Origin of the sequence: Bradyrhizobium sp. PRIMUS42, assembly GCF_023006515.1 — a bacterium.
Taxonomy (GTDB): domain Bacteria; phylum Pseudomonadota; class Alphaproteobacteria; order Rhizobiales; family Xanthobacteraceae; genus Bradyrhizobium.
In genome coordinates, this window is the sequence record NZ_JALBGZ010000680.1 from 1 (window position 1) to 3,371 (window position 3,371).

Annotated in this window: 1 protein-coding gene, 1 tRNA gene and 1 pseudogene; all 3 read left to right on the forward strand. The window is 64.6% G+C overall.

Going from position 1 to position 3,371, the window contains the following annotated elements:
* A pseudogene (locus tag MOV75_RS31750) lies at positions 1-452 on the forward strand (hypothetical protein); the annotation flags it as partial.
* 100 nt (positions 453-552) lie between these two features.
* Positions 553-628: transfer RNA gene (locus tag MOV75_RS31755), tRNA-Thr, on the forward strand.
* Positions 629-797: 169 nt separating this feature from the next.
* Entirely contained in the window at positions 798-3,140 is a 2,343-nt protein-coding gene (locus MOV75_RS31760) for a hypothetical protein (RefSeq protein ID WP_247007293.1), read from the forward strand.
* The last annotated feature ends 231 nt before the right edge of the window (positions 3,141-3,371 follow it).

The window sequence follows — 3,371 nt, forward strand, 5'->3', positions numbered from 1 at the left end:
CGAGCCTGCCTTCGGACAGGGGCGCCACGATCGAATCCTCCGCCTTCGAGGAGGCCATGCTGGCGGCCCCGCCGCCGAAGCGGGTGACGGCGGCCCCCGGCGAAAGCCAAGTGGAACCGACGGTGACAGCTCCAGCTCCAGCGCCGGCCGCCCAGGACAATTCACCCCTGATTGCCAAAGAAGAGCCGGCAGTCGCGCCTGCCGAACCGGTCCAACCGGCCCCCGAGCCCGCCGAATCAACGCCCCCGGCGGCAACACCGGTGTTCAGGGCCCGCGCGGATCTCGGTAAACCCGCAGCAGCGCCGATACCCGCGGTCATCCCGATCGTCCGGGCGCCCGACGATCCCGGGATCGATGACGAGGGTCCGAGCGACGAATTTACGGAACAAATCGGCACACCCAAGGCCCAGGCCGGGGGGTGGCGCGGATTCTGGTCCCGCTGGGGCGCGTGAGCCGCATTTCGAACCCGGCTTGTCCTTGCCAATTCGGGCCATGCCCGATATCAGGAGCGCGCGTATCGGGGCCGGCTTCGCCTTGGCCCCGGCAGGGTTCGCCGCAATAGCTCAGTTGGTAGAGCACGTCATTCGTAATGACGGGGTCGGGGGTTCGAATCCCTCTTGCGGCACCAGCGCCTCGATGCTGGGCCAGGTCCACTTCCCGCTGTTTGCGATCGCGATTCCCGCCGGCAATGACGGCTGCTTCCTGTCGGAAGCCGAGCTGCGTCCGAATTGACACGAGATGCGTTCACCGCAACTACTTCCGGTCAGGGGGCAGTCGCAGTGATGCACGATATCCTGATGGTCGGGCTCTTCGTATCGATGTGCGGAGCCATCGGCCTTCCGTTCTCCCTGCTTCTGCCGTCGCAAGGTTTCGCCGTTCGCTGGGCGCTCGCGCCGCCCCTTGGCTTCGGCCTGCTCGCGGCCGGGACCGCCCTCCTGTACCTGTCCGGCGTTACGCCATGGGTTACGCTGCTGGCGATGGCGGCTACCGGTCTCGTCGTTGCAGCCGCAATGATCGTTCGGGATGGACCATGGCGGCGGAGCATATCGACCGGGGTCCGGTCGGCCATGACCGTTGCGGCCGTTGCAATCCTCTGTCTTGCGCCCGGCTGGACCGGAGGTCCACGCTTCCGCGTCTTCCAGGCGAATGTCTACGATCACCTGCTCTATGTCGGCGCGTCGATTTCCTACCGAACGCTCGACTACGCAACGCTGGTCGTCCATGGCGTAGAGAGCGCGCAGGCCGATCCCCTGGCTGTGGCGGCGTTGTGGTTCATCGATTGGCGCAGCGCCGTGTCGATGATGCATGCGGCCTTCGCCGTCGCGAGCCGCGGCGACGTCGTCGATTGCGCCTATCCGTACATGGTCGGCATGCAGCTCAACATGCTGTTTGCGGCGCTGTTCGTTTTCGTCAACGCGCTCGCGATGCGGCGCTCGCTGGCATGGATCTGCGCGTCGGCGCTTACGGTCGGATTCTTCGAGCAATACGTCTTCGACATCAATGCGTGGTCTCAGCTTGCTGCGCAGCCCATCTTCCTGCTCCTTCTCGCCTTTGTCGCGTTGGCCTTCGACAAGGATCGTTTTGGACAGGTGCCGGGTTCGATCACCCGGCTGGCAGCCGTCTTTGCGGCGCTGATGACGGGCGCGTTCTTTCTCTATCCGGAATCACTGACGGTCTACGGACTTGCCGCCACAATCATCGTCGTGGTGGCGATCGGTCAGCGGGCATCGCGGCAGACCCTGCCTGTAGCTGCAACCGGCCTGGTGGCAGGCATCGGACTATCGCTGCTCGCTTGCATTCCGCACTGGTCCGGCACAGCCGCCTATGTCGTTCGCCAGCTGAGCCATGCAGCGGCCTATCCGCCGGACTGGTGGAAGTATTTTCAACGTTATCTGTTCGGCGGCGAAGCGAATTTCCTCGAGATCATTGCCAATCCCGACAGCCGCCTCGGAGAATTGGCAGATGCGTGGTTCTCGCTGCCGGTCGAAGCAGCGGTCGGCGGCCTCGGCTTATATGCCGTGCTCCCGTCCGCAAGTTGGCCCGTCGCCGTCGCGTTCGTGTGGAAGCTGCTGCTCTACGGTTTCCTGCTCGTGCTGTTGAGGGGCGTTGCCAAAGCGGTCTGGACGATCTGGCGTACTGAGCCTGACGGTAGCGCCGCCCGTCTTCTGGCCGGCAGCCTGGCAGGCTGCCTCGTGCCGATCGCCATTCTCGCAGCTGGTCACGCCTGGGCGGCAGGCAAGGGACTGGCAATGGCGGCGCCGATGCTCTTCACCCTTCTCGTTGCCCCCATCGCGGCAAAGCGCGGGGAGCCGGGTGCCGTCGTTGCCAGCGTCATCGTGGTGGTTGCTCACCTGATCCTTGGTGCGTTGCGACCGCTGTTGGTCATGCAAGGGTTAGGTGCGGGCATTCCTGGTCTTCCGACGGCTGCCGCACATGTCAACGCGCAGAAGGCGTCGCTCGATTGGAACTACGATCGCGTGTCCGCCGAGTTCGCAAGCTGCAATGGCGTCGTCATCGATGTCGCTCATCCCATGATGAATCACGTGCTGCGCAGTCTCGCGGCCGATCGCGGCATAGCCTGGGCATCACCAAACATCTTCTCGTGGTCCGGCAAGACCGGGCGCGCCTATTTGCCGATCGGTTGGGACAAGTTCGACTGCCTCGTGTCGGCCGAACGGCTCGCCGCCAATCCGGGACAGCGGTTGATATCCGTAGCGACGGATCGCTCGTCACGGGAGTATCTGGAGGGCCGCCGCGACGTTCTCGAGATCGGCACCGAAGCTCCGCCGGGAATCGCGACACGTGGCCTGTTCGGCAAGGAATTGACGCCTGGTGGAGCGCTTCAGTGGGCGTCTCCCACCGCGCATTTCGATGTCCCGAACAAGCCTTCGGCGCCGGCGCGAACATTGCGCCTCGCGTTGTGGCCCATGCCGATCTCGGGCAGCGAATTCGTCGTCAAGATCAATGGCCACGAGATCTATCGAGGAAACGTGCCGGCGGAACCGCTGTCGTTCACGCTCGATGAGTTCGCAGGCGCGGAGACTCTGGCAGTCGAGCTGGCGACGAACGCTGTCACCCGCTTTCCCGGCGATCCCCGTGATCTTGGGTTTGCGATCAGGGAGCTGAGCGTTCGGCGGTAGCGAAGCCGCGGAAGACAGCGCAGGGCGGCCTGCGTGACCTCAGTCACATCGAGTGGCACACGCCTTCCGTAATGTCCCGGTCATGCCAACACGGGGAGATTTCACATGCGCAAGATCATTCTGGTTGCCGCTTTGGTCCTGGCTTCTGCATCTGCCCAGGCCGACGGCTCGCGCAGCCTGTCGCTGTCGGCGGCGGGCGCTCAGACCGCCGCTCCACTGACCACGCCGACG